At 74.2% G+C, this 26,877-nt stretch carries 26 protein-coding genes and 2 pseudogenes; 16 read left to right on the top strand and 12 right to left on the bottom strand.

Translation table 11 applies throughout. From position 1 onward, the window contains the following. Positions 1–170: 170 nt before the first annotated feature. On the top strand, positions 171–2,267 hold the full coding sequence (locus ACIPLC_RS34940; RefSeq protein ID WP_400477075.1) for a primosomal protein N': 2,097 nt from the start codon (positions 171–173) through the stop codon (positions 2,265–2,267). A gap of 299 nt (positions 2,268–2,566) precedes the next feature. On the opposite strand, the pseudogene ACIPLC_RS34935 reads toward ACIPLC_RS34940, so the two are convergent. After that, a pseudogene (locus ACIPLC_RS34935) lies at positions 2,567–3,031 on the bottom strand (hypothetical protein); the annotation flags it as partial. Positions 3,032–3,309: 278 nt separating this feature from the next. Here ACIPLC_RS34935 and def point away from each other — a divergent pair. From def to ACIPLC_RS34915, 4 genes and pseudogenes are all read left to right on the top strand, one after another. Then, positions 3,310–3,855 (top strand): peptide deformylase, encoded by a 546-nt coding sequence (gene def / locus ACIPLC_RS34930; protein ID WP_400477074.1) that lies wholly within the window; start codon positions 3,310–3,312, stop codon positions 3,853–3,855. 40 nt (positions 3,856–3,895) lie between these two features. Next, the gene (gene fmt, locus ACIPLC_RS34925) at positions 3,896–4,840 is read left to right on the top strand and encodes a methionyl-tRNA formyltransferase (protein WP_400477073.1); all 945 of its coding nucleotides are present in this window, start codon (positions 3,896–3,898) and stop codon (positions 4,838–4,840) included. A gap of 67 nt (positions 4,841–4,907) precedes the next feature. Then, positions 4,908–6,341 carry an RsmB/NOP family class I SAM-dependent RNA methyltransferase gene (locus tag ACIPLC_RS34920; protein ID WP_400477072.1) on the top strand — a complete coding sequence of 478 codons (1,434 nt, stop codon included), beginning with the start codon at positions 4,908–4,910 and terminating at the stop codon, positions 6,339–6,341. A gap of 170 nt (positions 6,342–6,511) precedes the next feature. Then, positions 6,512–7,235 (top strand): annotated as a pseudogene (locus ACIPLC_RS34915) (MerR family transcriptional regulator). Here ACIPLC_RS34915 and ACIPLC_RS34910 read toward each other — a convergent pair. The 6 genes from ACIPLC_RS34910 to ACIPLC_RS34885 all read right to left on the bottom strand — a co-directional run bounded on the left by ACIPLC_RS34910 (position 7,224) and on the right by ACIPLC_RS34885 (position 10,161). Beyond that, entirely contained in the window at positions 7,224–7,694 is a 471-nt protein-coding gene (locus tag ACIPLC_RS34910) for a hypothetical protein (protein ID WP_400477071.1), read from the bottom strand. The pseudogene ACIPLC_RS34915 and the gene ACIPLC_RS34910 sit on opposite strands and share 12 nt — an antisense overlap. 157 nt (positions 7,695–7,851) lie before the next feature. After that, positions 7,852–8,184: a sulfurtransferase TusA family protein gene (locus tag ACIPLC_RS34905; RefSeq protein WP_400477070.1), complete on the bottom strand. Its 333-nt coding sequence runs from the start codon at positions 8,182–8,184 to the stop codon at positions 7,852–7,854. A gap of 48 nt (positions 8,185–8,232) precedes the next feature. Further along, complete coding sequence (locus tag ACIPLC_RS34900; RefSeq protein WP_400477069.1) at positions 8,233–8,736, bottom strand: MarR family winged helix-turn-helix transcriptional regulator; 504 nt, start codon at positions 8,734–8,736, stop codon at positions 8,233–8,235. Positions 8,737–8,808: 72 nt separating this feature from the next. Next, a complete protein-coding gene (locus ACIPLC_RS34895; protein ID WP_400477068.1) occupies positions 8,809–9,162 on the bottom strand; it encodes a DUF6204 family protein in 354 nt (117 codons plus the stop codon). A gap of 88 nt (positions 9,163–9,250) precedes the next feature. After that, complete coding sequence (locus tag ACIPLC_RS34890) at positions 9,251–9,952, bottom strand: alpha/beta hydrolase (protein WP_400477067.1); 702 nt, start codon at positions 9,950–9,952, stop codon at positions 9,251–9,253. A gap of 32 nt (positions 9,953–9,984) precedes the next feature. Further along, a complete protein-coding gene (locus ACIPLC_RS34885) occupies positions 9,985–10,161 on the bottom strand; it encodes a hypothetical protein (RefSeq protein ID WP_400477066.1) in 177 nt (58 codons plus the stop codon). Between the two features lie 122 nt (positions 10,162–10,283). On the opposite strand from ACIPLC_RS34885, the gene ACIPLC_RS34880 reads away from it, so the two are divergent. From ACIPLC_RS34880 to ACIPLC_RS34870, 3 genes are all read left to right on the top strand, one after another. Further along, positions 10,284–10,721, top strand: coding sequence for a carotenoid oxygenase family protein (locus ACIPLC_RS34880; RefSeq protein ID WP_400477065.1), 438 nt, complete (start codon positions 10,284–10,286; stop codon positions 10,719–10,721). Positions 10,722–10,923: 202 nt separating this feature from the next. Continuing rightward, positions 10,924–12,438 carry a PQQ-binding-like beta-propeller repeat protein gene (locus ACIPLC_RS34875; RefSeq protein ID WP_400477064.1) on the top strand — a complete coding sequence of 505 codons (1,515 nt, stop codon included), beginning with the start codon at positions 10,924–10,926 and terminating at the stop codon, positions 12,436–12,438. A gap of 123 nt (positions 12,439–12,561) precedes the next feature. Further along, the gene (locus ACIPLC_RS34870; protein WP_400477063.1) at positions 12,562–13,371 is read left to right on the top strand and encodes an alpha/beta fold hydrolase; all 810 of its coding nucleotides are present in this window, start codon (positions 12,562–12,564) and stop codon (positions 13,369–13,371) included. Between the two features lie 100 nt (positions 13,372–13,471). On the opposite strand, the gene ACIPLC_RS34865 is transcribed toward ACIPLC_RS34870, so the two are convergent. From ACIPLC_RS34865 to ACIPLC_RS34850, 4 genes are all read right to left on the bottom strand, one after another. Then, entirely contained in the window at positions 13,472–14,083 is a 612-nt protein-coding gene (locus ACIPLC_RS34865) for a hypothetical protein (protein ID WP_400477062.1), read from the bottom strand. After that, positions 14,080–15,222 carry a serine hydrolase domain-containing protein gene (locus ACIPLC_RS34860; RefSeq protein WP_400477077.1) on the bottom strand — a complete coding sequence of 381 codons (1,143 nt, stop codon included), beginning with the start codon at positions 15,220–15,222 and terminating at the stop codon, positions 14,080–14,082. The genes ACIPLC_RS34865 and ACIPLC_RS34860 overlap by 4 nt, the downstream gene beginning before the upstream one ends. A 195-nt stretch (positions 15,223–15,417) precedes the next feature. After that, positions 15,418–16,938 (bottom strand): glycosyl hydrolase family 18 protein, encoded by a 1,521-nt coding sequence (locus ACIPLC_RS34855; RefSeq protein WP_400477061.1) that lies wholly within the window; start codon positions 16,936–16,938, stop codon positions 15,418–15,420. Positions 16,939–17,092: 154 nt separating this feature from the next. Next, on the bottom strand, positions 17,093–17,941 hold the full coding sequence (locus ACIPLC_RS34850; protein WP_400477060.1) for a patatin-like phospholipase family protein: 849 nt from the start codon (positions 17,939–17,941) through the stop codon (positions 17,093–17,095). Positions 17,942–18,026: 85 nt separating this feature from the next. Here ACIPLC_RS34850 and ACIPLC_RS34845 point away from each other — a divergent pair, with 85 nt between their 5' ends. From ACIPLC_RS34845 to ACIPLC_RS34825, 5 genes are all read left to right on the top strand, one after another. Then, positions 18,027–18,587, top strand: coding sequence for a TetR family transcriptional regulator (locus ACIPLC_RS34845; RefSeq protein ID WP_400477059.1), 561 nt, complete (start codon positions 18,027–18,029; stop codon positions 18,585–18,587). Positions 18,588–18,713: 126 nt separating this feature from the next. After that, the gene (locus ACIPLC_RS34840; RefSeq protein WP_400477058.1) at positions 18,714–19,889 is read left to right on the top strand and encodes a serine/threonine-protein kinase; all 1,176 of its coding nucleotides are present in this window, start codon (positions 18,714–18,716) and stop codon (positions 19,887–19,889) included. 252 nt (positions 19,890–20,141) lie between these two features. Next, positions 20,142–20,633: a hypothetical protein gene (locus ACIPLC_RS34835; protein WP_400477057.1), complete on the top strand. Its 492-nt coding sequence runs from the start codon at positions 20,142–20,144 to the stop codon at positions 20,631–20,633. Positions 20,634–21,081: 448 nt separating this feature from the next. Beyond that, positions 21,082–21,513 carry an SRPBCC family protein gene (locus ACIPLC_RS34830; protein ID WP_400477056.1) on the top strand — a complete coding sequence of 144 codons (432 nt, stop codon included), beginning with the start codon at positions 21,082–21,084 and terminating at the stop codon, positions 21,511–21,513. 204 nt (positions 21,514–21,717) lie between these two features. Next, complete coding sequence (locus tag ACIPLC_RS34825) at positions 21,718–23,157, top strand: pyridoxal-phosphate dependent enzyme (RefSeq protein WP_400477055.1); 1,440 nt, start codon at positions 21,718–21,720, stop codon at positions 23,155–23,157. Positions 23,158–23,164: 7 nt separating this feature from the next. On the opposite strand, the gene ACIPLC_RS34820 is transcribed toward ACIPLC_RS34825, so the two are convergent. Continuing rightward, on the bottom strand, positions 23,165–23,902 hold the full coding sequence (locus ACIPLC_RS34820; protein WP_400477054.1) for a TetR/AcrR family transcriptional regulator: 738 nt from the start codon (positions 23,900–23,902) through the stop codon (positions 23,165–23,167). A 100-nt stretch (positions 23,903–24,002) separates the two neighbouring features. Between ACIPLC_RS34820 and ACIPLC_RS34815 the strand changes: the two genes are divergently transcribed. From ACIPLC_RS34815 to ACIPLC_RS34805, 3 genes are read left to right on the top strand one after another with little or no spacing between them, the layout of a single operon-like run. Then, the gene (locus ACIPLC_RS34815; RefSeq protein WP_400477053.1) at positions 24,003–24,974 is read left to right on the top strand and encodes an ATP-binding cassette domain-containing protein; all 972 of its coding nucleotides are present in this window, start codon (positions 24,003–24,005) and stop codon (positions 24,972–24,974) included. Beyond that, the gene (locus ACIPLC_RS34810) at positions 24,974–25,831 is read left to right on the top strand and encodes an ABC transporter permease (RefSeq protein WP_400477052.1); all 858 of its coding nucleotides are present in this window, start codon (positions 24,974–24,976) and stop codon (positions 25,829–25,831) included. The genes ACIPLC_RS34815 and ACIPLC_RS34810 overlap by 1 nt, the downstream gene beginning before the upstream one ends. A 58-nt stretch (positions 25,832–25,889) precedes the next feature. Continuing rightward, positions 25,890–26,876, top strand: coding sequence for an aldo/keto reductase (locus tag ACIPLC_RS34805; protein ID WP_400477051.1), 987 nt, complete (start codon positions 25,890–25,892; stop codon positions 26,874–26,876). The last annotated feature ends 1 nt before the right edge of the window (position 26,877 follow it).

The following is a 26,877-nucleotide window of genomic DNA, read 5'->3' as shown; positions in this document are numbered from 1 at the left end:
GGGGGGGCGCGCCCCCCGCTCCGGGCGCGGCCCCCCGGGGGGGGGGGCCGGTGGGGGGGGGGGGGCGGCCCGGCCCGCCCGCCCCGCGGCGGGGCCCCCCCCCCCCGGGGGGGGGGGGGCCCCCCCGCTTCTGTGCGTCCTGTCGGTGTGACCTGGTAGTACTTGAGGCGATGAGCAGTACAGGGGAGACGGAGAACACGGAGAACGGGGCCGAGCCGGAGCAGCTGGCGTTCATCCGGGAGACGGTCAAACGGGCCAAACCCCGGACGTGGCGTGGCGCCAAGCGGGCCGAGCACCTGCCGGTGGCCCGGGTCGTGGTGGACAAGGGCGTGCTCACCATCGACAAGTTCTTCGACTACGAGGTGCCGGCCGCGATGGCCGAGGAGGCCCGCCCGGGCGCCCGGGTGCGGGTGCGCTTCGGCGCGCGCGTGGTGAAGGGCCAGCGCGAGGGCGGGGAACTGCACGACGGGTTCATCGTCGCCCGGCTGGAGAAGAGCGACTTCCCCGGCCCGCTCGCCCCGCTCGCCCAGGTGCTCTCGCCCGAGCCCGTGCTCACCCCCCAGCTACTCCGGCTCTGCCGGACCGTCGCCGACCGCTACGCCGGCACCCTCGCCGACGTCCTCCAGCTGGCCGTCCCGCCCCGGCACGCCAAGGCCGAGGCCGAGCCCTCGCCGCCGCCGCTCCCGCGCCCCCCGGCCCCCGCCCCCGGCGGCTGGCAGCGCTACCCGGCCGGGCCCGACTTCCTCGCCGCGCTGGCCGGCGGCGGCTCGCCGCGTGCCGTCTGGGCGGCGCTGCCCGGCCCCGGCTGGCCGTACGAGATCGCGCGCGCCGTCGCCGCCACGCTGGCGGGCGGGCGCGGCGCCCTCGTGGTGCTGCCCGAGGGGCGGTCGGTGGCCCGGGTCGACCAGGCGCTGACCGAACTGCTCGGCGCGGGCCGGCACATGGCCCTGGAGGCCGACCTCGGCCCGCGCGAGCGCTACCGGCGCTGGCTGGCGGTGAGCCGCGGTTCGGTGCACGCCGCGATCGGCACCCGCGCCACCATGTTCGCGCCGGTGCGCGATCTCGGGCTGGTCGTCGTCTGGTCCGACGGCGACAACAGCCACAGCGACCCGCGCGCCCCTCACCCGCACGTGCGCGAGGTCGCGCTGCTGCGCGCCGCCGAGGAGGGTGCGGCGGTGCTGCTCGGCGGCCACGCCGTCACGGTGGAGGGCGCGCAGCTGGTCAGCACCGGGTGGGCGCGCCCGCTGACCGCCGACCGGGAGACCGTGCGCCGGATCGCGCCGCGGGTGCGGACCGTCACCGACCAGGACCAGCACCGCGACGGCGCCGCCCAGGCCGCCCGGCTGCCCTCGGTGGCCTGGGAGGCCGCCCGGGAGTCGCTGGCCGCCGGGCACCCGGTGCTCATCCAGGTGCCCCGGCGCGGCTACGTGCCCCGGCTGTCCTGCGGGCGCTGCCGCACCCCCGCCCGGTGTCGGCGGTGCGAGGGCCCGCTGGAGGCGCCCGCGGCCGACGCCGCGCTGAGCTGCGGTTGGTGCGGGGAGGCGGAGACGGACTGGCACTGCCCCGAGTGCGGCTCGTTCCGGCTGCGCGCCCAGGTGGTCGGCGCCCGGCGTACGGCGGAGGAACTGGGCAAGGCGTTCCCGCGGATCCCGGTGCGCACCTCCGGGCGGGACGCGGTCCTGGCCACCGTCCCGGACGAGCCGTCGCTGGTGATCTCCACGCCCGGTGCGGAGCCGGTGGTGGAGGGCGACTCCGGGTACGGGGCCGCGCTGCTGCTGGACGGCTGGGCACTGCTCGGCCGGCCCGACCTGCGGGCCGGGGAGGAGACGCTGCGGCTCTGGCTGGCGGCCGCCGCGCTGGTCCGGTCCGCCGAGGAGGGCGGCTCGGTGGTCGTGGTCGCCGAGCCGTCGGCGCGGCCGGTGCAGGCCCTGGTCCGCTGGGACCCGCTGGGCCACGCCGGGCTGGAACGCGACGAGCGGGCGCAGCTGCACTTCCCGCCGGTGTCGCGGATGGCGTCGGTCAGCGGCAGCCCGGCGGCCGTGGCCGACCTGCTGGGGCTCATCCGGCTGCCCTCGGAGGCGGACGTGCTCGGGCCGGTGCCGGCCGCGGCCCTGCGGGGGGAGGAGCAGGAGCGCGCGCTGCTGCGGGTGCCGCCCGGGCAGGGGGCGGCGCTGGCGGCGGCGCTCAAGGCGGCGCAGATCGCGCGGATCGCGCTGCGGACGCCGGAGGCGGTGCGGGTGCGGATGGATCCGACCGACATCGGGTGAGACCGGCGGGGGCGGGGTGAGTGGGCCACCCCGCCCCGGATGGCCCTGGTCGGACGGGGGCGTCAGCCGCGCAGCGGGATGCCGGCGCGGTCGACCGGGGTGCGCTCGGGGGTGGTGCGGTCGGCCGGGGTGCGGTCGAGCGGGCCGCGTTCGAGGGCGGCGCGCTCCAGGGTGCCGCGTTCCAGCGCGTTGCGTTCGAGGGTGCTGCGTTCGAGGGTGCTGCGTTCGAGGGTGCTGCGTTCGAGGGCGGAGCGGTCGAGGCTGCTGCGGTCCAGGCTGTTGCGGTCCAGGCCGCCCTGGCGGGCCGCCGGGACGGTCGCCGCCAGGCCGCCGGACGGCGCGGCGGGCAGCTCCTCCGAGCGGTCCGGGCGGCTCTGGCCCGGGACGGCACCGCTGGCGGCGAGGAGTTCGCTGGTCGGGCGGCGCATCCCGTACCGGCGGTGCACGGCCTGCTTGGTGACCCCGAGGGCCGAGCCCACCGAGTCCCAGGAGAAGCCCAGCGCCCGGTCGAACTCGACCGCCGCCGCGACCAGGGTCTCCACGCTCTCCCTCAGCTCCTGCGCCAGGCGCACGGTCGGCGCGGGCGCCCGCCCGTACACCACGAAGCCGGCCGACGTGCTGGGCCGGCGCGGCCGGTAGACGTTGCCCAACTGGGCGGTGAGCGTCCGCAGCGCGTCGACCTGCCGCCTCACCCGCTCGATGTCCCGCACCAGCAGGTGCAGGCTCGCCCGCGCCCGGGCGTCGTGGTTGATCTGCTCGGCCATGGCCTACGTGCCACCTTCCGTACGGTTCAGCTCGGCCGGGGCGCGGTGTCCCGTGCGCCCGGCCCCGGTCAATCTCACTTGACCAACGCCGAAGCGGGGGCCGGGGTAACGCCGCCGGGCAGACTCGGGATATGCCAGAAGCCGGTGCCGGGGGTGGGGGAGGGGCGTTCGGGGCGGTGCGAGGGCATGGGCGGCGGGCCCGGTGCGTTGCATAGACTTGCCGGGAACCCGTAGTTGCCCGCAGCCCCGCACCCTCGACGGACAGGAGCCCGTACCCCGTGGCGATCCAGCCGATCCGGCTCTTCGGAGACCCCGCCCTGCGGGCCACCGCCCAGCCGGTGACCACGTTCGACAAGGAACTGCGCACCCTGGTCAGCGACCTCACCGACACCATGCTCAACGCCCCCGGCGCCGGCCTCGCCGCGCCCCAACTCGGCGTCTCCCTGCGGGTGTTCACCTACCACGTGGACGGCGTCACCGGGCACCTGATCAACCCCGACCTGTCGCTCACCGAGGAGGAGCAGGACGGCCCCGAGGGCTGCCTCTCGCTGCCCGGCCTGCGCTACGACACCAAGCGCGCCTACGGCGTGGTCGCCAAGGGCTTCACCATGTACGGCGATCCGGTCACCCTGGAGGGCACCCAGTTGCTCGCCCGCTGCATCCAGCACGAGACCGACCACCTCGACGGCATCATCTTCATCGACCGGCTCGACCGCGAGCAGCGCAAGGCGGCGCTGAAGGCGATCCGCGACACCGACTGGGGCGGCGCGCCCGCGCCGGTCGTCAAGGTCTCCCCGCACAGCACGTTCGGCGCCGCACGCTGACCGCTTCGATTTTCAACGTTCTTTTGCAGAAAGGCACTTGATGCGTCTCGTCTTCGCCGGCACCCCCGAGGTCGCCGTTCCCGCCCTGGACGCCCTGCTCGCCTCCGACCGGCACGAGGTCGTCGCGGTGGTCACCCGCCCCGACGCCCCGGCCGGGCGCGGGCGCAAGCTGGTCGCCAGCCCCGTCGCCCAGCGCGCCGAGGAGGCCGGGATCGAGGTCCTCAAGCCGGCGAAGCCCAGCGACCCGGAGTTCGTCGCCCGGCTCACCGAACTCGCCCCCGACTGCTGCCCGGTGGTCGCCTACGGCGCGCTGCTGCGCCCCGGCGCCCTGGAGATCCCCAAGCACGGCTGGGTCAACCTGCACTTCTCGCTGCTGCCCGCCTGGCGCGGCGCGGCCCCCGTCCAGCACGCGGTGCTGGCCGGCGACGAGGTCACCGGCGCGGCCACCTTCCTGATCGAGCAGGGCCTGGACTCCGGCCCGGTCTACGGCGTGATCACCGAGGAGATCCGCCCGACCGACACCAGCGGCGAACTGCTCACCCGCCTCTCGGTGTCCGGCGCGCGACTGCTCGCCGCCACCATGGACGGCATCGAGGACGGCACCCTGCACGCCCTCCCGCAGCCGGCCGAGGGCATCACGCTCGCCCCGAAGATCACCGTCGAGGACGCGCGGATCGAGTGGAGCCACCCCGCCCTGCGGATCGACCGCGTGGTGCGCGGCTGCGCCCCGGCGCCCGGCGCCTGGACGGAGTTCCGCGGCGAGCGGCTCAAGATCACCGGGCCGGTGAAGCTGCTGACCGAGTCGTCCGCCCTGGCACCCGGGGAGCTGGCCGTGGTCGGCAAGAACAGCGTGCGGGTCGGGACGGGCAGCCACGAGGTCGAACTCGGGGAGGTCCGCCCGCAGGGGAAGAAGGAGATGCGGGCGGCGGACTGGGCGCGCGGGGCGCGGCTGGAGTCCGGGGAGCGCTTCGGCTCCGAGGGCTGAGGCTCAGGTTTAGCGTTACTGTTCGTCTGATAACCACCGATAATCACCGCAGCACCTTGAGGCACCTGTGACCACCCCCAGCGCCCAGCGCGCCCCCCGCCCGCACCGCCGTCCGAAGAAGGACCCGGCCCGGATCGTCGCGTTCCGCGCGCTGCGCGCCGTCGACGAGCGCGACGCGTACGCCAACCTGATCCTGCCGTCGCTGCTCCGCGAAGCCGAGCAGAAGGGCATGGACCGGCGCGACGCCGCCCTCGCCACCGAACTCGTCTACGGCACCCTGCGCCTGCAGGGCACCTACGACGCGATCATCGCGGCCTGCATCGACCGGCCGCTCAGCAAGGTCGACCCGCCGGTCCTGGACGTGCTCTCGCTCGGCGCCCACCAGCTGCTCACCACCCGCATCCCCAGCCACGCGGCGGTCTCGGCCACCGTCGAGCTGGCCCGGGTGGTGCTCGGCGACGGCAAGGCCAAGTTCGTCAACGCCGTGCTGCGCCGGATCAGCGCCCACGACCTGGACGGCTGGATCGAGCAGGTCGCCCCGCCGTACGAGAAGGACGCCGAGGACCACCTCGCCGTCGTCCACTCGCACCCGCGCTGGGTCGTCTCCGCGCTCTGGGACTCGCTCGGCCGCTGGCAGCCCGACGCCTCCGGGCGCAGCGCCGTGGAGGACCTGCTGCGCGCCGACAACGCCCGGCCCGAGGTGACCCTCGTCGCCCGCCCCGGCCGGGTCAGCGTCGGCGAACTCGCCGACGCGGTGCCCGAGGCCGAGCCCGGCCGGTGGTCCCCGTTCGCGCTGCGGCTCGCCGAAGGCGGCGACCCGGGCTCGCTGGAGGCCGTCCGGGACAACCGGGCGGGCGTCCAGGACGAAGGCAGCCAGCTGGTCGCACTCGCCCTGGCGAACGCCCCGCTGGACGGCCCGGACCGGCTCTGGCTGGACGGCTGCGCCGGCCCCGGCGGCAAGGCCGCACTGCTCGCGGCGCTGGCCGCCGAACGCGGCGCGGGGCTGGTCGCGAGCGAGAAGCAGCCGCACCGCGCGCGACTGGTCGCCCGGGCACTGGAGGGCAACCCCGGCCCGTACACGGTGATTGCTGCGGACGGCACCCGCCCGGCCTGGCGCTCCGGCGGCTTCGACCGGGTGCTGGTCGACGTGCCGTGCTCCGGCCTGGGCGCGCTGCGCCGCCGTCCGGAGGCGCGCTGGCGCCGCCGCCCCGCCGACGTCGCCGCCTTCGGCCCGCTCCAGCGGGACCTGCTGCGCTCGGCGGTCGACGCCACCCGGGTCGGCGGGGTGGTCGGGTACGCGACCTGCTCGCCGCACCTCGCGGAGACCCGGGCCGTCGTGGACGACGTGCTGCGGGCCGAGGGCGGCCGGGTCGAGTGGATCGACGCGCGCCCGCTGCTGCCCGGCGTCCCCGCGCTCGGGGACGGGCCGGACGTGCAGCTCTGGCCGCACCTGCACGGGACGGACGCGATGTACCTGGCGCTGCTGCGGCGGACGGCGTGAGCTGCTGCTGAGGCCGGGTTGCATCTCCCGTAGGGGGAGGCGCCAGGGTGGTGGCCATGAACGGCGATACGCACTCCTGTGGTTCGGTCGGCTCGGAGTCGGGCAGCTCGGAGTCGAGCAGCTCCGAACCGCTCGGATCTGATCCGCTCGGCTCCGAGCCGCGCTACACGATCGGTGAGCTGGCGCGGCGGACCGGGCTGACGGTCAAGACCGTCCGGTTCTACTCGGACCAGGGGATCGTGTCGCCGACCGACCGCAACCCGGCCGGCCACCGGCGGTACGGTGCCGACGCGGTCGCGCGCCTGGAACTGGTCCGCACCCTGCGCGAGCTCGGGCTCGGCCCGCCTGTCGGAGGACGAACGGCAGCGCCTGATCGGGGAGTTCCTGGCCGAGGCGTTCGGCGGTCTGCGGTCCGACGGACGGTTCGACGCTGTTGTGCGCTCGCTGACGCCGGAGCTGGCGGACGACCCCGAGCCTGAACAGGTCGAGGCCTGGGTGGAGTTGGCGGAGCTGGCGGCGGACGCCGGGTTCCGCGCGCTGCTGCGGGGGCTGGCGGAGGACGAGGCCGCGGAGGCCGGGGCGGACTGGCCGCGGCCCGGACTCGCTGCGGTGGTGGTGGAGTTGGCCGGTCCTGCGGTCGCGGCGGGGGTCGATCCGGGGTCGGAGGAGGCGGCGGCGGTCGCGCGGGAGCTGGTGGCGCGGTACGCGGGGGCGGCGCCCGGTGAGGTGGTGCGCGGACGGTTGGCGGAGCGGCTGGCGGCGATGGCCGATCCACGGCGGGAGCGGTACCTGACGCTGCTGGCGGTGGTCAACGGGTGGGCGGCGCCGGAGAGTCCGGCGGCGGTGCTGGACTGGGCGGCGTGCTCGGCGCGCTCGGCGCGCTCAGCCGGGTGAGGGGGGCTGCGGCTGGGCGGGCGTGGGGCCGGGGAGGTCGGTGAGGAGGGCGTGGGCCTGGGCGCGGAGGCGGTCGACCGGCGGGTCCTCGCAGATCACCTCCAGGCCGAGTGCGGTGGTCTGGCCCCAGTGGTAGTACGACTGGTAGGCGAGGTAGGGGCGGTGGTCGTCGGCGGGGTCGAGCCCGACGGCGAAGGTCGCGAAGTGGGTGCGTTCCTTCTCGGTGCGCTCGAACTCCGTTCGGGAGAGCTCCCATGCGAACTCGTACGGCTCGGGATCGGCGGGCAGGTCCAGCAGCGCCTGGGCGAGCCGGCGGACGTCCTCCGGCCCCGCGAAGGGCAGCGACTCGGACCAGCGGGGCGCGGCGGCGAGCAGCTCCCAGCCGCCGCCGTTGCGGCTGACGGACAGTTCCCACTCGCCGTCCCGGTCGTGCCAGTGGCAGCTGAGGATCGGATCCATGGTGGTCAACCTCCTTGTGAGGCTTGGCCGTTCGACTCCTCTTATCGTGGCACACGCCGCGCTGCCGAAGGGAGCCGGGCGGGGGTTGCCGCCACACCCGTACGGTGACGTCGTGCTCGGCGGGTGTGGGCGCGCGGGAATTTCGGCCCGGGGGTGGTCAGTCGGTGGCCGGGCTCGGGGCGGGGTGCCAGGGGCGGTCGGCGCGGGTCGGGCGGGCTGCGGCGGTGAGGCGCAGGGCGTACACCTCGCGGTCGGTGGCCGGGTGCGGGACCGGGCCGAGGTAGTCGTGGCCGGTCAGGTGGCACCAGGCGGGCAGGTCGAGCGGGGCGGCGGGGTCGGTGGTGTGGATGTGCACCACCGCGCCGGCCGGCAGGTCGGCGATCCGGGCGCGCAGGCGCAGCAGCAGCTGGACGCAGAGCAGGCCGGTGCCGTCGACGGTCAGGTCGGGGGCGGGCTCCTGGCCGGGCTCCTGGCCGGGGGTGTGGGTCATGGGGGTTGCTGCCCTTCGCGGTGGTGCGGCGGTGCCGTGGTGCAGGGCTCAGGCTAGGCGGTGGGCCGGGGCGGGTCGCTGGTCGGGGGCGGTGCCGCCGAGGCGGGTGAGGAGGGCGGCGAGGTGGTCGAGGTCGGCGGGGCCCCACTGGTCGGCGGCGAAGAGGTCGGCGGCGGTCTGGCGGGCCGTGTGCAGCATCTCGGCGAGCCGCTCGCGGCCGGTCGGTGTCAGGGCCGCGTAGGCGACCCTGGCGTCGCGGGCCGCTGCCTCCCGGCTCACCAGGCCGATCCGCTCCAGCGGTGCCAGCCCGCGGGTGACGCCCGAGGCGGTGAGGCCGAGGGCCTCGGCGAGGTCGACCCGGCGCAGCCGGCCGCCGGGGGCGTGGCCGAGGTGGAGCAGCAGGGTGAAGTCGGACAGGCTCACGCCGTGCAGGCGGCTGAGGCTCGCGTCGAAGCGCTTGACCACGGCCGCCTGGGCGCGGACCAGCCGCAGGGCGGTGTCGAGCGGGTCGGGTCGGGAATTCGGCTGCGGGTCGGCGTGCGGGTCTGTCATTGCTACCTCCTTGACTGCTCAAGCATATCAGTGCGGCGAGCCGTCAAGGAGGTAGCGGAGGGGGGGAGGGGGCTAGCCGGCGTTGGCGGCGCGGCGCTGCCGCTTGCCGAGCGGCGCCTGCGAGAGGTCCTCGGCCTGGGACCGCAGGTTCTTGTAGCCGTAGCCGCGCTCGGCCAGCCAGGCCTGCGCCGCCTGCTCGGCCCGTTCGGCGGCCGCCAGGATGTCCTCCTCGGCCTCGCCCGAGTCGAGGAAGCGGAAGGTGAACGCGGCCCGCGCGCCGAGGTCGTAGCTGAGGTGGCCCTCACGGGTGAAGGCCGCGTGCAGCACGTCGTGTTCGGGTGCGCGGGCGAGGAGTTCGGCGTGCTGCTCGGCGTCGAGGCCGTCGAAGACGCCGCGCACCATGATGCGGAAGGTTCGAGTGGTCATCCCCCGACCATAGGCAGGACGGGCGGCCGACTGCCAACCCGATTTCGTGCCGCCGGTCGGAGTCCGGTGGTGGAGGTCCCCGGCAGGCCTAGGAGCGGGCGGTGGGCAGGCGGGTGCAGACGGTGCCGGAGGCGAGTGGGGCCGGTTCGGCCTTGAGGGTGTCGAGGGTGAAGTCCGTGGTGAGGGTGCTGATGTCGGCGGTCTGCCGGATGAGGTAGTGGTTGGCGCCGGGGGCTTCGTAGCGGGCGAGGTCGGGGACGACCGGGCGGGCCCGGAGCGCGTATTCGAGGGACTGGGTGGCGTTGGCGGCGCTGTGGTCACCGGTGCCGTGGACGATCAGGACGCGCCGCCCGGCGAGGTGGTCGACGGGGTCGCCGCTGGGCAGCCAGGGGGCGATGCCGGCGACGCCGACGACGTTCGGGTGCCCGGCGCACCAGAAGGCGGCGCGTCCGCCGAGGGAGTTGCCGATGAGGACGACGGGTACGTCGCCGTAGCGGCGGGCGAGTTCGTCGAGGGCCCAGCGGGTGTCGACGGCGGTGTCGGCGTCGGCGCCGTTCCAGCCGCTGTAGCGGTAGCGCAGCAGGTGGACGGCGAGGCCGTGCGGGCGGCCGCGGTCGGCGAGTTCGGCGGTGAGGTCGCGCAGGCCCAGTTCGGCGACCTTCAGCGGCCCGCGCCGGCTGCGCAGGAACCCGCCGGGCAGCAGCAGGGCGACGCCGTCGACCCGTCCCGTCCCGTCGTCGCCGAGTCGTGGGGTCAGTTGTGCGGTGCGCGGCCGCTGCGCCTGGAACACGCGAATCCCTCCCTGGTGGCTACCTGCGGATTCTACGGTTCCGCGGGCGGGTCGCGGTGCGCGAGCAGGGACCACAGGATCCAGCCGGTGACGCGGGTGCGGGCCACCATGACCTTGGCCCAGCGGGCGCCGAGCGGCGAGGTGCGGTGGTTCGACCTCGCGCCGCACCTGGTGGGGCACACGCTCAACGCCCACGAGCGGACGGACACGCAGATCGTCGTCGACGTCGTGCGCCACCCGCCGGGCATCGACCTCCGGGACATCGGCGCCAGCCGGCCGACGCTGGACCGCTGGACCGCTGGACCGCTGGACCGTCGACCTGGCGGCCGGGGTGGTCACGGAGGAGCGCCTCGACGACCGGATTCAGGAGTTCCCGCGCCTCAACCCCGCCTTCTCCGGCCGCCCGTACCGCTACGGCTACGCGGCCGCCGTCGAGCTCTACGCCCCGCCCGCCGGCCCCGACGACGACCGCCCCGACGAGGGCTTCAGCAATGCGCTGCTCAAGCACGACCTGGGCCGGGGGACCACCGAGGCCCACGAGTTCGGGCGCGACGGCGCGGTGGGCGAGGGCGTGTTCGTCCCCGCGGAGTCGCCGATGGCGGAGGACGACGGCTACCTGATGGCGTACGTGTTCAACCCGGCGCGGGCCGCCACCGACCTGGTGGTCCTCGCCGCCCAGGACTTCACCGGCGAGCCCGTCGCCCGGATCCACCTGCCCGTGCGGGTCCCGCTGGGGCTGCACGGGAACTGGGTGCCGGGCGGCGAGTGATCACCGGGGCCGGTCCGCCGGGGGGGCGTGTCGTCGGCGGGGCCGGTCGGTCGGCGGAGTGGGTCCGTCGGCGGGGTGGGTCCGTCGGCGGGGTGGGGCCAGGAGTTTTCCGTTGTCTTTGTTCAGGATCCAGCGAGGCTCTGCGATCATCCGATGATCGTCGCTCGTGCGGTGGGCGGCGCTTGACGGGGGAGTGACCGACATGGCCGAGGGGCCCGCGGACAGTGTCACCGGGGTCGGGCGGGGCCGCAGGTCCGTCCGCCTCGCCAGGGGCGGGTTCGCCCTGGACAAGGAGGCCTGGATGGTGGTCTCCGGCGGGGTGCTGGGGGCCATGTTCGCGAGCATGGGCCTGGCCGTGCTGATCGGGCCGTCCCAGGGGTACGGCGGTGAGAGCCTCGGCTTCATGGGCATCGTCAGCATCCTCGGCCTGATGCCCTGCGGGGCGGGCCTGCTTTGGGCGCTGCTCCACCCCCGGCGCGGCTTCCCCTCCGTCGCCGTCGGGATCCTGCTCGGGCTCGCCGTGTTCGTCTCCTTCGCCGGGACCGGCCTCAACGACGCCTGGGCGGCGCCGCTGGACCGGCCGTCGTCGATCCGCGCCGTCGGCAGCTGGACCAAGGGGGACGTGGTGGTGCGGGTCCGGCCCGACCAGGTGGTGGCGTACCGCGGCGCCACCGGGCAGGTCGCGTGGCGGTGGACGCCGCCGGGGGAGGACTCCGTCTGCGCCATGAGCCGCGGGACCGGCCACGGCCTCGGACTGCTCGGCCACTCCCCGCACGACCGGCCGTGCGCGGCGGTGACGGCGCTCGACCTCGCCACCGGCACGGCCGCCTGGACCGCCGCGGTGGACGGGCCCGGCCGTGTCGGGGACACGGCGGCGCCCGATCTGCTCGCCGTCGCCGGGGACGAGGCCGTCCTGCAGGAGCGGACCGGCTGGCGCGCGGTGCACCTGGCCGACGGCGGCCCTGCCTGGCACGGCGACGCGGACCCCGGCTGCTCGCCGTTGCAGGTGGCGGGCGGGGCGGCGGAGGTGGTGACGGTCGCGCAGTGCGGCGACGCCGCGCCCGTGCTGCGCTCGCTGGCCCCGGCGGACGGGCGGGAGCGGACCCGGGTCGCCCTCCCGGTCACGGGCGGACTGAAGGACGTCGCGGTGGTCTCCACCGAGCCCCTCGCGGTCTGGGTCGACGCGCAGGGCGAGCGCGGGACGCACGCCGTCCTCAGCTTCGACGGGGCGGGGCGGCAGCGGGCGTCGATCCCGGTCGCGGGGGACGAGTACGACCTGGACGTCATGCTGGGCGGTGCCCACGCCTACGACGCGTTCGCCGCCCGCCCGCTGTTCGGCGGGGTGGTCGTCGGCGACCAGCTGATCGTCCCGGGCGAGAAGCCCGACGACGTCCGGATCAGCGGGGGGAAGAACCCCAGCCGCATCGCCACCGGACGCCTGGTCGCCTACTCGCTCGCCGACGGCTCGAAGCGGTGGACGTCCGGGCTGGACGACCAGGTGACCGGGCTGCTGGTGGACGGCGCGTCGGTGTGGGCGCTGACCCGGGACAAGCTGACCCGGGTCGATGCCGCGACCGGGCGCCAGAGCAGTGAACTGGACGTCAACGACTCGAAGTCCGTCCACCCGGTGGACCTGTCGGTCTCCGGGCCCGGCCGGTTCACGGTGGTGGCCGAGGACGGCACCCGGGACGAGCCGCCGGCGCGGGGCATGAGCTGAGCCGGCCGCGGCCCTCGACTCCCGTCATTCGTCACGCTCGGTCACGGCGGCGGTCCGGGGGTGCCGCCCCGAGCGGCTGTGTCAGGCTGGTGGGGGAGCACCGCCGAGATCGGGAGGCTCGTGATGGCCGAGATCAGGGTGAACGGGGTGTCGCTGCACTACGAGGCCCGCGGCGAGGGGCCCGGCGTCGTCCTGGTGCACGGTTCGTGGAGCGACGCCGACAGCTGGGCGCGGGTGATGCCGGGCCTGGCCGAGTCCACCACCGTCGTCGCCTACGACCGGCGCGGCCACAGCCGCAGTGAGGACACGCTCACCCAGGGTTCGGTGTACGAGGACGCGGCCGACCTGGCCGGACTGATCGACGGGCTCGGACTCGCGCCGGCCTACGTCTGCGGGAACTCGTACGGTTCGCTGATCACGCTGCGGCTCGCCGCTGCCCGGCCCGACCTGCTGCGGGGGATCGCCGTGCACGAGCCGCCCGGCGCCGGCATCCTGCTCGCCGACCCCGAGCTGCGGCCGGTCGCCACCGCGCTGGCCGACCGGATCACCGCCGTCCGGGAGCTGCTGGAGCAGGCCGAGTCGGCCGCGGCGGCGGAGCTGTTCGTGGAGACGGTCACCTTCGGGCCGGGGGCCTGGGCGCAGCTGCCCGCGCCGGTGCGGCACACGTACGTGCGCAACGCGCCGACCTACCTGGACGAGCTGCGGGACCCGGACGCCCTGGACCTCGACCTGACGGCGCTGGCCCGCTTCACGGAATCGGTTCTGCTCACGCAGAGCGACGACAGCCCGCCGATGTACGGCGAGGTGCTGGACATCATCGACCTCACCCTGCCGAAGGTGGAACGGCACCTGTACACGGGCGCCGGACATGCACCGCACCTGTCGCAGCCGGAGGAGTGGGTGCGGGTGGTGCTGCCGCGCGCGTTGGCGTGAACCGCCACCGGAGCCGGCTGTTGCGTAGATGGCCGGCCCGTTGCGTGTACGGTCGGGCCGGTCCGTTGCGTGCGCGGGTGGAACGGGCCGACCGTACGCGTCAGTTGGGGGGAGCGCCCCAGCCGTCGTCCGGGAGGGTGCGGTCCGGTTCGGGGCAGTCGGTGTGGTCGTAGCCCCACAGCAGGGCCTTGTTCAGCAGCCAGTCGTCAGGCGGCGGCGCGTCGCGGGCCTGGTGGTCCTCGCGGTCCTCGCGGGCCTCGCGGGCCTGGTGGTCCTCGCGGTCGGTGAGGACGAACGCCACCCGGATCTCCTCGGCCACCGCCACCTCCAGGGTGCGCTGGTCGGGGACGTTCTCGTACGTCACGGTCTCCCAGCGGCAGCCGGCGGTGGTCAGCGCGGTGACCAGGGCCGACTCGGTGACGAGCGTGTCGAGCGTCACCAACCCGCCGCCGGCCAGCGGGAGTTCGAGTTCGCCGTGCCACGCGGGCAGGGACAGCGACTGGAGCCGGCGGCAGTGGCAGAACACCGTCTGCACGTCGCCCCAGCCGAAGCCGTGCGGCCAGCGGGACTCACGGTGGATCCGCCCGCCGTCCCAGGGATCGCCGTAGTGGGCGGCGAGTTCGGGCAGCGAGGCGTTGTAGCGCAGGCCGTCGGGGCCGTCCAGGCTGCCGGTGGCCGCCAGCGCGGTGAGCCGCGCGAGGAAGCCCGTCACCCCAGGCACCCGCGCACCGCCTCGATCAGCCGGGTGGCGCGGGCGTCGCCGTGGCCGATCATCCGGTTGGCGACGTAGCCGAAGCCGACGCCGAACTCGTCGTCCCCGAAGGCGAACTGGCCGCCCGCGCCGTCGTTGCCGAAGCTGCGCGTGCCCAGCAGCGGACGGAAGGCGGGGGAGTCCAGCAGCAGGCCGGAACCCCAGCGGGCGCCCATGTCGAAGCCCAGGAAGCCCGCGCCGGAGGAGACTTCGCGCACCGCGTCGGTGACGGTCTCGTGCGAGAGCAGGCGCGGGGCGTCGTCCAGCCCGGTGGCGGCCGCCGCGTACAGCCCCGCCAGCCCGGTGGCGGAGGCGACCGCGCCCGCGCCGGGCAGCTCGATCGCGTGCAGGGCCGGGTCGTTCCAGCCGTGCGGTGCGTCCAGGCCGGGGAAGACCAGGGCGCCGTTCATCGTCACGATCCGGGTCAGCAGGTGCTCCGGGCCGGGCATCGGGCGGCGGCCCTCCGCCGCCACCAGCCGGGCCAGGCGCGGGAGTTCGCCCTCCGGCAGGCCGATCCAGACCGGCAGGCCGAGCGGCTCGGCGACCTCCTTGCGGAGGAACGCGCCCGGCGTGAGCCCGGTGATCCGGCGGATCACCTCGCCGACCGCGAAGCCGAGGACGTGGCCGTGGTACTCGTAGGTCGTGCCGGGCTCCCAGAGCGGCTCCTGCTCCTCGATCGCGCGGACGACGGGCGTCCAGTCGGCGATCTCCTCGAAGGAGAGCACCGCGTCCAGGGCCGGGATGCCCGCGCGGTGGCCGAGGATCATGCGGGTGGTGATGTCCTGCTTGCCGTGGCGGGCGAACTCGGGCCAGTAGCGGGCGATCGGCGCGTCGAGGTCGAGACGGCCCTGCTGGGCGAGCAGGTGGGCGCTGATGCTCACCGGGCCCTTGGCACAGGAGAAGACCGGGACGACGGTGTCCTGCGTCCAGGCCCGTCCGGTGCGCTCGTCGGCCGTCCCGCCCCACAGCTCGACCACCTTGCGGCCGCCGGCGAACACCGTGACGGCGGCGCCGAGCTCGGGGAACTCGGCGAAGTTGCGGGCGAAGACGTCCGCGACGGCGCCGAACCGTTCGTCGGCCCAACCCTGGTACTGCTGCATGGTGTCCCGCCCCGTTCCTTCGTCCTTGTGGAGCCAGCCCTCGTGGAGTCGCTGCCCCAAGATCGTCGACCGGACCACGGTACGGGCTCGGAGTGCCCGGCACGACCCGGTTTTCCGCCCGGGGCCGGAGGCCGGGAGGCGGCACCACGGGGCTCCCGTGGTGCCGCTGCCCGGACGGCGGGCGGTCACCCGCGGTCAGCCGCGGCCGGTGATGTAGAGGGGCTTCATGTCGACGACCGTCGTGGTGACGGTGTGTCCCAGGCCTTCGCGGGCGGCGTTGGTGAGGAGGCCGGGGTCGGCCTCGGCGTGCTCGGCGAACAGGCCGCCGAGGCCCCGGGCCCGGGCGTACTCGGCCTTGGCCCGGACGGAGCGCGGGGTGTCGAGGGAGAGGAAGACGCCGGAGGCCGGGTTGTGGAGGTAGTCGGCGTCGGCGGAGATGTCCGTGTGCAGCTCGAAGCCGTTGCGGCCCTCGCCCCGCTCCAGGTCGAGGTAGTTGCGCAGCACGTCGGCGTAGGTGCTCGTCCCGGGCGCGAAGGAGCCGACGGTCTGGCCCGAAGTGGTGTCGTACGTGCCGCGCAGGGGCGAACTGCGGGTGAGCCGGGCCCGCTTGGCGTTGCGGGTGGTCGTGGCGTAGCCGAGGTGGATGCGGTGGGGGTCCACGTCGGTGCGCTCGATCAGGTGGGTGACGGCGTTGTCGACGCAGTCCGTCTGGCTGCTGCTCGGGTCGCGGCGCAGCGAGGTGTGGTGCCCGAGCCCGGTGGACCAGGGGCTGCCGAAGAAGTCGAAGGACATCAGGTCCAGCCGTTCGGCGCCGGCGTCCAGGAGGAGCGGGATGTTCATCGCGTCCAGTTGGGCGGTGGAGGCCGGGACCGCGACGGCGATGGTGGCGGGGGAGCCGGCGGCGGCCAGCGCGGCCTTGGTCTCGCGGATGAGCGCGGCGTAGTTGCCCGGGTCCTCCGGCCCGTGCCCCGCCTCCGGGGCGCCGGCCGAGCCGGGCCAGCGCCAGTCCAGGTGGAGTGCGGAGAACATCGGGAAGGCACGGAACACGCGCACCACGGACTCGGCGAACCGCTGCCGGGAGGCCGGGTCCTGCGCGATGGTGTGGAAGGCCTGGCTCAGCTCCCAGCCGCCGACGTGCAGGCCGACCGAGAGGTCCGGGTCGCGCTCCTTGAGGCGGCGCGCGGCGCCCAGCAGGCCCTGGGCCCGCTGCTGGGTGAACAGGTCCTGGTAGTCGTTGGAGACCCAGCCGTCGAACCCGTAGCCGAGGTAGGCGGCCGCCGCGCTCCAGGCGTCGATGAAGGTCACGGCGCCGCGCTCCGAGGAGGCGATGCCGAAGTCCCGCGCGGCCTGGGCGGTGGCGGCCCCCAGGCCGCCCTGGTCGCCGACGATGCCGACCAGGCCGAGGATGATCTCGTCGAAGGCGCCGTTCGCGGCCTCCAGCCGGGTGAGGTCGGCTCCCGGCCCGCCGGTGGGGCCTCCGCTGTCGTCCGTCAGGCGGCTGTCGTAGGCCCACGTGGTGTCCAGGAAGCCGGACACGGTCTGGTCGCCGCTGCGCCGGTAGGCGTTGAAGGCGGGACCGGCCACTCGGCAGGGGGTGAAGGAGAGCTTCGAGTCCTCCCGCGCCGGGTCGAAGCCGTTCATCCGGTACGTGCGTTCGGCCGCGTCGACGGCCCGACCGTCGAGGCCGGGGTCGGACGGGTACACCAGCTCGCTCATGACAGTTCTCCCTGCATCGCGCTAGCGGAAAGTGCCCGGTGTGGCGCCGGGTGTGACCGTGCTTGTGCAGAGTAGTGACCGGACCGGGCGGCGCGGGCGGGTTCGGGTGAACGAGTTGACAGATCGTCAGGGGCGGCGCGGACCTGATCGGCGGTCAGTTGGCGTCGGCTTCTGTCCTCCACGTGGAGTGGAGTTGCGCGCCGACGTCGCCGGCCTGGCGAAGACCCGCTTGGTAGGACGGTTCCCAGGCTGCCAGGTCGCCCGGGTCCGAGCCGAAAGCGTGCACCGATTCCGGATCGGGGCCGATGGTCACCACGGTGTCCGCCCCCACGGCCGCCAGCTGCTGGTTGAGCGGTTCCCGGGGGAACAGGTGCGCCATCGGCTCGACCACGACCAGCGTGCGGGCCCCGGCGGCGAGATCGGCGTTGGGGCCCGCACGCAGCGCACCGTCCATGTACCGCCGGCCGTCGATGGCGACGGGCGGCGCGGCCCCGGGGAAGGCGCTGCTCGCCGCCACCGCGTGCACCAGCGGTACGCCGCTGTCGCGGTCCCACACCACGGGCTCACCGGTGGTCGCGTCCACGGCGGTGATCAGCAGTCGTCGCTCCGGCCACGCGTCCGCACCGATCAGGGTGGCGCGCCCCGCGAGCAGCGCCTCCTCGGCTCGGGGGCTGGTGCCGTCGAGCGCGAGGCGGCCGACGCGGCGCCTGGCCTCGCCGGGTTCCAGGCTGCGGTCGCCGAGTACGGCGAACACCGCGCCCATCCGCTGAGGGTCGGGCTTGACCCGGTGAGCGGCCTGGCGGGCGGAGGAAGCGAGCCGCCCCGGGTCCTGGCCGGTGGCGAGTAGTGCTCCGACGATCGCGCCGGCCGACGTGCCGACGATCAGGTCGGCTTCGCCCAGATCCACGCCGTCGCGGCGCAATCCGTAGGCCAGCCCTGCTGTCCAGGCCGTGCCGACGTGACTCCCGGGACCCAGGACGAGCGCTCGGTCGAAGGTGCGCAAGGTGGTCTCCCCTCGTTAGTGAAACAGTCGTACCATATACTCGCTGACGCTGTTTCGGTGCCGAGTTGCTGAGAGGGGATCCACCGTGGGGCGACCCGCAGATCCCGCCCGTCGCGAGCGCACACTGGCGCGGGCGACCGACTACGTGCTGGCGCACGGCCTGGCCGGACTGAGCCTGCGACCACTGGCCGCGGCCCTCGACACCAGCCCACGGATGCTGCTCTACGACTTCGGCAGCAAACAGGAGTTGGTCGCTGCGGTCCTCGCCGAGGCCCGTCGCCGAGGTGCGGTGCGTTTGGCCGGGCACCGTCCGGCGGCGACGGATTCCGTGCAGGAGCGGCTGCGTGGCATCTGGGGGTGGATCAGTGCGGACGAACGCATGCCGTTCGTCCGGCTGTTCTTCGAGGTGCACGCCGACGGCCTGGTCCACCCCGAGAACTACCCCGACCAGGGCCAGGCGATCACGGACTGGTTCGACACTCTCGGTGCCACGTTCCGCGACGTCTCCACCGGTCCTGACGACACCGTCACGCCCACCTTGGTCATGGCCGTCGTCCGGGGTCTGCTGTTCGACCTCACCACCACCGGCGACCGCCACCGCACCGATCGTGCGCTGGACCGCTTCGCTGAACTCCTCAAGCAGTGAACGCCCTTCGGAGAACGCCGCCGATGCGATCTCCACCGGCGGAGAGGGAGGGCGTGGAGGCCCGGAGCCTCGGCCATACTGGTGCGCGCGAAGACTCGGGGAGGCGTGCGACCTATGGGGTTCGGAATGGACGAGGCCAGGCGTATCGGCGGCTACACCGTCGAACGCGAACTGGGTGCCGGTGGGATGGGCACCGTCTACCTGGCACGTTCGCGCGGAGGCCGTGCGGTGGCCGTCAAGGTGGCTCGTCCGGAGCTTGCCGCCGATCCGCATTTCCGTGAGCGGTTCCGGGCCGAGGTCGCCGCGGCCCGTCGGGTCGGCGGGTTTCATACGGCCCCGGTCGTGGATGCCGATCCGGAGGCGGAGGCGCCCTGGCTCGCCACGGCGTACGTGCCGGGGCCCACGCTGTCCGGGCTGCTCGCGGCGCAGGGACCGATGGGCGAGGAGCGGTTGCGGATGCTCGGCGCGGCCCTGGCCGAGGCCCTGCAGGCCATCCACGCCTGCGGATTGGTCCACCGCGACCTCAAGCCCGGCAACATCATCATGGCCGAGGACGGTCCGAGGGTCCTGGACTTCGGCATCGCACGTGCTGTTGAGTCAACCCGCCTGACCATGACCGGAGCTGCCTTCGGCACCCCCGGATTCCTTGCGCCGGAGCAGGCCCAAGGCCTCGAAGTGAGCGGCGCGGCAGACGTGTTCGCACTCGGCGCGGTGCTGGTCGCCGCCGCGGGCGGCAGTGCGTTCGGCGCGGGAACACCCATGGGGCTGATGTACCGTTCGGTGCACGAAGCGCCCGATCTGTCCGCGGTGCCGGAAGGAATGCGCCCGGCTGTCGCCGCGTGCCTGGTCAAGGACCCGGCCCTGCGCCCCACATCGGGCCAGCTCCTGGACCTGTTCGTGCCCGCCTCGGCGCAGTACACCCCCACCGTGGCTCTGGGCGAAGGGCAGAAGCCGGTCGCGACGGCCCCGGTGGGGTACACGCCGACCCTCCGCGCAGAGCCGCGGACCGGGGGCGAGGGGGAGGGCGGCGACGAGTTGGTGTTCATCGCGGCAGACCGCAGGAGCAGTGTCACCGTCGACGCGGACGGCGTCATGATCGACTCCGAAGGAGAGACTGTTGCGCTCACCTGGGCGGAGATCAGGACCGTCGACCACACCGTGGAGTCCCGGCGACTCAGGGTGACCGCGCACCGTCACGACGGTAGCGTCGTCCGCTGTTGGCTGGGCACCCGCCGGGCGTCCCGACTCAACGACTGGGTGGAGCAGTTGACCCTGACCCTGGACCGCTATCTCCCGGCGTGAGCCGTCGGCGGGCGGTGCCGATCGAAGGCCCAGGCGACAAGAAACGCAACACCGTCGAACGGGCGATCGACAAGGGAGGCCGCGAGAGGCACCGCAGGGGTGGCGGGCATCTCGGGCCCGCCACCCCTGAGGCCGTTGACGCCGTTCCACCTGGGCGTTGATCAATTGTCTACCGCCTTCGCGCATGATCGTTCCTGAACAGGGCGCCCACGCGTTCACGGGCGCGAACACACGAGAAAGGCACACGGGGAAATGAAGACAACGAAAACGAAGACGCTGCGGCACATGGCCCTCGGGATGGCGGCCGGCATGCTGGCACTGGTCGGGACGGTGGCGTCGGCAGGGACCGCGCAAGCCTACGACCTGCCCACCGCGGAAATGGACGAGCCCGGCATCCTCTACCGTGGCGGCCACATCGACGCGGGAGACACCCGGCTGATCCTGCAGGACGACGGCAACCTCGTCCTCTACCGGGCCTACCAGGAGGCAAGTCTCGTCCACGCCGTGTGGCAGGCCAACACCTGGGGCTGCGGCTACAAGGCGATCATGCAAGGCGACGGGAACTTCGTCGTCTACGACGCCAACAGCAACCTCTGCTGGTCCGCCAACACCTTCAAGTCCAGTTCCTTGCAGAAGGCCAGCCTTCAGGTCTCCGCCCTCGGCGGCCTCAAGGTCGTCTTCGTCAACCCCAGCGGCGGCCGGAACATCAGCTGGGCGACGATCCGCAGCTCGGACCTGTACTAGCCAGGAGCCACCCAGCCGATCATGTGGCTGTCGGCTGAGCTGCTCGTTGTTCCCGTTGTGGGGCAGGGAGGGCGCGGCGGTCTACCGGACGCCGAGTGGGAGCGGCTGCGGACGTCTTCGCCCCGCTCATCCGACCGCGCCCCGGTCACTCTCCGTGCCGGCCGCCCCGGAGGGGGTGGGCGTATCCGGTGCCGTTGCACAACGTGGAGCGCGACCAGCTCAGAGGGCGCGTACAGGCCGCTGCGCGCCCTGGTTCGCGCCGTGCCGGACCACTCCCGCCGACGGCCTTCGCCGGCGCAACGCAGCGGATCGGTCACGCAGAGCCCCGGGCACCGCGCGGCGGTTCCCGTGCGAACGTGCGGGTCGGCGCGGGGCGGCGCAGGCTGGAAGGGGTTTGAGGGCCCGGCCGGGCCGGGTCGGGCCGCCGGTTCGGGAAGTGAGGCTTCCGATGAGCAGGCTGCAAGAACAGATCGAGATCGACGTCCCGGCGGAGCAGGTCTGGGCGCAGTTGCACCGGATTGATGAGTATCCGCAGTTCGTCGACGGTGTGCGCAGCGCTTTCGCCGAGGGCGAGAGCCGGGCGCACTTCGACGTCGGCGCCGGCGGCGAACCACGCGGCTTCGATACCGAGCTCACCGAGCGGGGCGGTGAGCAGGTGCTGGCGTGGCAGACGCTCGGCGGCAGCCCGGAACTGAAGGGCGCCTTCGCCGTGCTGGAGTTGGACGACGGGCACTGCGAGCTACAGGCGCGGCTGGAGTACGACGGGGCCGCGCTGCGGGAGGCGTTCGGCGGGCCGAAGGGGTTCGCCCAGGTGCGGGCCGTCGAACAGGCGGTGCGAACGGACCTGGAGCAGTTCAAGGAGCTGATGGAGAACAGGTAGGGCCGCACGAGCGGGAGGACGGGGTGAAAGTCGGCGCGGCCGGCTTTCACCCCGAGGCTTTCACTCTGCGGCTTCCACTCCGAGACTTTCACTCTGAGGCTTTCACTCTGCGGCGCGGCGGCTATCGGGCCTCGTGGCTGGGCAGGCTCGGTCGGACACCGACCGAAGGACGCCCCTTCGGACACCGACCGAAGGAGGCCACACATGGCCGCAGTGCACGAATCCGTCCTCGACGCGATCGGCGGGACGCCGCTGTTCCGCCTCGCCCGGCTCGGCGCCGGGCTCGCCGCGCCGATCTACGCCAAGGCCGAGTTCCTCAACATCGGCGGCAGCGTCAAGGACCGCGCCGCGCTGTCCATGGTGCTGGCCGCCGAGCGGGACGGCCTGCTGCGGCCCGGTGGGACGATCGTCGAGGCGACCTCCGGCAACACCGGCATCGGGCTGGCGATCGTCGGGCGGCAGCGCGGCTACCGGGTGATCGCCGGGGTGTCCGACAAGTCGGCGCCCGAGAAGTCGGACATCCTGCGGGCGTACGGTGCGGAGGTGGTGCTCGCCCCGACGGCCGTGCCGGCCGAGGACCCGGCGCACCTGTTCAACGTCGTGCAGCGGCTGGTGGAGGAGATCCCCGGCGCCTGGCTCGCCAACCAGTACGACAACCCGGCCAACCCGGACGCCCACGTGCGCACCACCGGCCCCGAGATCTGGGAGCAGACCGGCGGCCGGGTGACCCACTTCGTCGCGGGCGTCGGCACCGGCGGGACCATCACCGGAAACGGCGGGTACCTCAAGCAGGTGTCCGGCGGCGCGGTGACCGTGGTCGGCGCGGACCCGGAGTCCTCGATGTACGGGGGCGGGGACGGCAGCCCGTGGTTCGTCGAGAGCATCGGGCACTTCCTCCACCCCGACACCGTCGAGGACCGCTGGCCGCAGGCCTACCGGTCGGACGCGGTGGACGCCTTCGAGCGCATCCCGGACCGCGAGTCGCTGTTGACGGCCCGTCGGCTCGCCCGAGAGGAGGGAATCCTGGCCGGGCCCTCCTCGGGCACGGCGGTGGCGGCGGCGCTGCGGGTGGCGCGGCGGCTCGGGCCGGACGACCTGGTCGTGGTGCTGCTGCCGGACTCGGGGCGCTCCTACCTGTCCAAGGTGCACAGCGACGACTGGATGCGGCAGTGGGGCTTCCTGGAGGAGGAGGGGGAGGCGGCGGCGGACGGCCTTCGGCCGCTGCTCGACGGGGCCGGCCCGCTGGTCGCGGTCGACGCCGGTGCGACGGTCGGCGAGGCGCTGGAGGTGCTGCGCGCCGCGCCCGGCGGGGTGGCGCCGGTGGTGCTGGCGCGGGCGGCGAGGCCGTACGGGGTGAGCGCGACGGAGGTGGTCGGCTCGGTGTCGCGGGAGGTGCTGGCGGCTGCGCTCGCGGCGGGCGGCGTCAAGCCGGGCGATCCGCTGGGGGGTCCGCTGGCTGGCACGCCGGCTGGTCCGCTGGCTGGCCCGCTGGGCGCGCTGCTCGGGCCGGCGCTGCCGGCGGTGGGCGTCGGGCAGTCGCCGGCCGAGGCGCGGGTGGTGCTGGGTGGTGCGCACGAGGCCGCGCTGGTGCTGGTCGACGGGCGGGCGGTGGCGGTGCTGCCGAGGGAGCGGCTCGGTGTCTGACGCTCCGTCAGATCGCGGGGGTGGGCGTCAGGATGGCGGTGATCACCCGGTCCAGTGAGCGGTCGAAGGCGGTGTCCGGATCGGCGGGCGGTCCGGACGTCGCGAACGCCTGGGCCAGGTGCGGGTATTCGCCGCTCCTGGCGGCCCGGGTGAGGTAACCGGCCAGCTCCGCCTGCCACTTGGCGCCCGCGGCCGCCGACTGCTCGTACTGGGCGTACTGGCAGATGAAGCCGTTGAACAGGGCCATCGCCTCCATCCGGGCGCCGCCGCCCAGGTCGGTGGTGGCGGTGACGGCGAGGAAGTGGTCGGTGTAGCGCAGCGAGTGCGGGCCGATGCTCGGGCGGGCGAGCACCAGGGTGGGCAACCAGGGGTGGCGGCGGCAGAGTTCGAGCTGCTGGTGGCCGAGCCGGGCGAGGTCGGTGCGGCAGTCGCCGGTGGGGGTGAGGGTGGCGTAGTCGTACTCGGCGGCGACGGCGTCGAGCATGAGGTCGAGCAGGTGCTCCTTCTTCGGCACGTAGTTGTAGAGCGACATGGTGCCCGCGCCCAGCGCAGCCGCGACCCGGCGCATGGAGACGGCGTCCAGGCCCTCCGTGTCGGCGAGCTGGACGGCCGCGGCCGCGATGGAGGTCCGGCTGTGGGCGGGCTTCGGCCCGCGGCCGGTGCGTTCGGGGCGCAGCCAGATCAGTTCGGGCGCCTCGGGGGCGGCCGGGCGCTCGCTGCTGCTGGGGGGCTGGTTGGACGGCACTGGGTGATCACCTCGGCCTCCATCTTAGATACGTACGACGTACGTAGTAGCATCTGGCTCACGCTTCTACGTACGCTGTACCTAGAGAAGGGGCAGAGCCATGTCCGACACCGCCCGACCCGCCATCGAGATGGCGGGCGTGGAGAAACGATTCGGGGCCACCGAGGCCCTCCGCGGCCTCGACCTCGCCGTCCCCGCCGGCACCGTCTGCGGGCTGCTCGGCCCCAACGGCGCCGGCAAGACCACCGCCGTCCGCGTCCTCGCCACCCTCGTCGCCCCCGACCGGGGCACCGCCCGCGTGGCCGGCCACGACGTCGTCCGCGCCGCCGAGGACGTCCGCCGGGCCATCGGCCTCGCCGGGCAGTACGCCGCCGTCGACGAGGGCATCACCGGGCGCGACAACCTCCACCTGTTCGGCCGGCTGCACCGCCTCGGCGCCCGCCGCGCCCGAGCCCGCGCCGACGAACTGCTCGAACGCTTCGACCTCGCCGAGGCCGGCGACCGGCTCGTCCGCACCTACTCGGGCGGCATGCGCCGGCGCCTCGACCTCATCGCCAGCCTGGTCACCAGCCCCCCGGTGCTCTTCCTCGACGAGCCCACGACCGGGCTCGACCCGCGCAGCCGCCAGGAGATCTGGGACACCGTCAAGGAGTTGGCCACCGGCGGCACCACCGTGCTGCTCACCACCCAGTACCTGGAGGAGGCCGACCGGCTCGCCGACGACATCGTCGTCGTCGACCACGGCGCCGCCATCGCCACCGGCCCACCGGCCCGGCTCAAGGCCGCGATCGGCAGCCAGTTGTCCGTCACCCTCGCCGACCCGGCCCAACTCGCCTCCGCCGCCGTGGTGCTGTCCACCCTCGCGGGCGGGGACGCTCAGGTGGACGTGGCCGAACGGACCGTGACGGTGCTGACCCAGCCCGGCGTGTCGGTCCTGCTGCCCTCGCTGGTGCGGGAGTTGGACGCCGTCGGGATCACCGCCGAGGACGCCGCCGTACGGGCCCCCTCGCTGGACGACGTGTTCCTCGCACTCACCCGCGAATCCGCCACCGCCCTGAGGAGCGCCGCCTGATGGCCGCCGTGTCAGCCCCCGGGTCCACCTCCGGGTCCACTTCCGGGTCCACCTCCGCGCCGAAGCCGTCCCGCCCCGCCCGGCTGGCCGTCGACACCTGGACGTCGATGCTCCGCATCCTCCTCAACTACCGCCACTCGCCCGGCCTGTTGGCCGCCTCGCTGGGCGTCCCGGTGATCATGGTGGTGGTCTTCGGGTACGTCTTCGGCAGCGCCATGCGGATCCCGGGCGGCGGCGACTACCGCGAGTTCCTGATGCCCGGCCTGTTCGCCATGGTCGCCACCAACGGCGTCATGGTGACCATGGTCGGCGCCGCCCGCGACGTCGGCCGCGGCATCACCGACCGGCTGCGCTCCATGCCCGTCTCCCGCACCGGACTGCTGCTCGGGCAGACCCTCGCCGACCTGCTGGTCAGCGTCGTCGTCCTGACCCTCCTCGCCCTCGTCGGCCTCGCCGCCGGCTGGCGCGTCCGGGAGGGCGCCGGGGACGCGGCGGGCGCGTTCGCGCTGCTGCTGCTCTTCCGCTTCGTGATGACCTGGGTCGGCACCTGCCTCGGCCTGGCCATCGGCAAGGAGGAGGCCGCAGGCCAACTCTCCGTCGCGGTCTTCCCGATCGCGATGGTCACCAACGCCTACGTCCCCACCGGCGGCATGCCCGGGTGGCTGCGGGTCGTCGCCGACTGGAACCCGGTCAGCGCCGTCGTCCAGGCCTGCCGCGAACTCTTCGGCAACCCCTCCGCGGCCGGCGGCGCCTGGCCCATGCAGCACGCCGTCCTCGCCGCGCTGCTCTGGAGCGCCCTGCTGCTCGCGCTCTGCGTGCCGCTCGCCGTACGGAAGTTCGCCACGCACGGCCGTTGACCGGCCGTCCGGCTGAATCCGCTGGACACCGGCTCCGGTACGGCCGAAGGTGGGCGCCATGGAGTACACCCACCTCGGCCGCACCGGCCTGACCGTCTCCCGACTCTGCCTGGGCACCATGAACTTCGGCCCCCACACCGAGGAGTCCGAGGCCCACCGCATCATGGACACCGCCCACGAACGGGGCATCAACTTCTTCGACACCGCCAACGCCTACGGCCGCGACAGCGAGGGCAACCTCAGGGGCCGGACCGAGGAGATCATCGGCCGCTGGTTCGTCCAGGGCGGCGGCCGCCGCGAACGCACCGTCCTCGCCACCAAGGTGTACGGGCCGATGGGCGACTGGCCCAACGAGGGCAAGCTCTCCGCCCTCGCCATCCGCCGCGCCGTCGAGGCCAGCCTGCGGCGCCTGAACACCGACCACATCGACCTCTACCAGATGCACCACATCGACCGGGACACGCCCTGGGAGGAGATCTGGCAGGCGATGGAGGTCCTGGTCGCCCAGGGCAAGATCATCTACGTCGGCTCCAGCAACTTCGCCGGCTGGCACCTCGCCCAGGCCCAGGAAGCCGCCCGCTCCCGCCACTTCCTCGGCCTGGTGAGCGAGCAGTCCCTCTACAACCTCCTCGACCGCACCATCGAACTGGAGGTCATCCCCGCCCTCCAGCACTACGGCCTCGGCCTGCTGCCCTGGTCCCCGCTGCGCGGCGGCCTCCTCGGCGGCGTCCTCCGCAAGGAACGCGAAGGCACCCGCGTCCGCGGCGCCCTGCCCCAGGCCGACGGACTCCTCGCCACCCACCGCGACCGCATCCAGGCCTACGAGGACCTCGCCGCCGACCTCGGCACCGACCCCGCCGACCTCGCCCTCGCCTGGCTCCTCACCCGCCCCGCCGTCACCGCCCCCATCATCGGCCCCCGCACCCCCGCCCACCTCGACGCCGCCGTCGCCGCCCTCGACCTGAAACTCGACCAGAAGACCCTCGACCGCCTCGACGAACTCTTCCCCGGCCACCAGCCCGCCCCGGAGGACTACGCCTGGTAGG

Source organism: Kitasatospora sp. NPDC086801, from assembly GCF_044745805.1.
GTDB lineage: Bacteria > Actinomycetota > Actinomycetes > Streptomycetales > Streptomycetaceae > Kitasatospora.
Note: the sequence above shows the minus strand (reverse complement) of the source record. Positions and strands in the feature narration are given on the sequence as shown.